This is a genomic window from Modicisalibacter radicis (genome assembly GCF_900961225.1).
Lineage (GTDB): Bacteria > Pseudomonadota > Gammaproteobacteria > Pseudomonadales > Halomonadaceae > Modicisalibacter.
Genome location: NZ_CAAHFN010000104.1, coordinates 1 through 1,504, shown reverse-complemented (window position 1 = coordinate 1,504; position 1,504 = coordinate 1). Strand labels below are relative to the sequence as shown.

Genomic DNA, 1,504 nt, shown 5'->3' with positions numbered 1-1,504 from the left:
GAGATCGCCGTGGAAGAAGCGGTGCGGCTCAAGGAGCAGGGCGTGGCCAGTGAAATCGTCGCCGTCAGCGTTGGCCCCAAGACCGCGCAGGAACAGCTGCGTACCGCGCTGGCGCTGGGCGCCGACCGGGCCATTCACATCGCGACCGCGGACGGCGACGGCACGATCGAATCGCTGGCGGTGGCCAAGCTGCTGGCCAGGGTCGTCGACGCCGAGCAGCCCGGTCTGGTCATCCTCGGCAAGCAGGCGATCGACACCGACAACAACCAGACCGGCCAGATGCTGGCCGCGCTGACCGGCATGGGCCAGGGCACCTTCGCCTCGAAGGTCGACGTCACCGGCGAGACCGTCAACGTCACCCGCGAGATCGACGGTGGCCTGCAGACCGTGACCCTCAAGCTGCCGGCGATCGTCACCACCGACCTGCGGTTGAACGAGCCGCGCTATGCCAAGCTGCCCGACATCATGAAGGCCAAGAAGAAGCCGCTCGACACCCAGTCGCCGGCCGATCTGGGCGTGGACATCGCGCCGCGCATTCGCCAGCTCCGGGTGGAAACGCCGGCCGAGCGCAAGGGCGGCATCAAGGTCGGTTCGGTGGACGAGCTGGTCGACAAACTCAAGAACGAAGCCAAGGTGATTTCATGAGCATTCTGGTCCTTGCCGAACATCACGACGGTCAGCTCGCCGGCGCCACCGCGCATGTCGTCGATGCGGCCCGCCGGATCGCCGGCGGCGATGACGTCGACGTGCTGATCGCCGGCGAGCATGTCGCCAGCGTCGCCGATGCCGCCGCGCGGCTGGAGGGCGTGAGCCGGGTGCGTGTTGCCGACGCCGCCGTCTACGCGCATCAGCTCGCCGAACCGCTGGCCGATCTGCTGCTCGCGCTCGTCGACGGTTACAGCCACGTGCTCGCCGCGGCCTCGACCCACGGCAAGAATGTCCTGCCGCGCCTCGCCGCGCTCAAGGACGTCGCCGCGATTTCCGAGGTCCTCGAGGTCGTCAGCGCCGATACCTTCAAGCGGCCGATCTATGCCGGCAACGCCATCGCCACCGTGCAGAGCGCGGATTCGCTCAAGGTGCTGACCGTGCGCAGCACCGCCTTCGAGGCCGTGAGCGAGAATGGCAGCGCGACCATCGAGGCCGTCGACATCGTTGTCGACAACGCGCTGTCGAGCTTCGTCGGCGAGGAACTGGCGGCCAGCGAGCGTCCCGAACTGGGGAGCGCCAGGGTCGTCATCTCGGGCGGTCGCGGCATGGGCAACGGCGAGAACTTCAAGCTGCTCGAGGGTATCGCCGACAAGCTCGGCGCGGCGATCGGCGCCTCCCGCGCGGCGGTCGACGCCGGCTACGTGCCCAACGACATGCAGGTCGGCCAGACCGGCAAGATCGTCGCGCCGGACCTGTACGTCGCGGTGGGCATCAGCGGGGCCATCCAGCATCTGGCCGGGATGAAGGACTCCAGGGTGATCGTCGCGATCAACAAGGACGAGGACGCACCGATCTT

Annotated in this window: 2 protein-coding genes; both read left to right on the top strand. The window is 68.1% G+C overall.

From position 1 onward, the window contains the following. The coding region (locus HR9077_RS18185; protein WP_136068722.1) for an electron transfer flavoprotein subunit beta/FixA family protein at window positions 1-645 on the top strand (645 nt) is incomplete at its 5' end. Beyond that, a partial coding sequence (locus HR9077_RS18180) for an electron transfer flavoprotein subunit alpha/FixB family protein (RefSeq protein ID WP_136068721.1) occupies window positions 642-1,504 on the top strand: 863 nt, incomplete at its 3' end. The genes HR9077_RS18185 and HR9077_RS18180, both read left to right, overlap by 4 nt.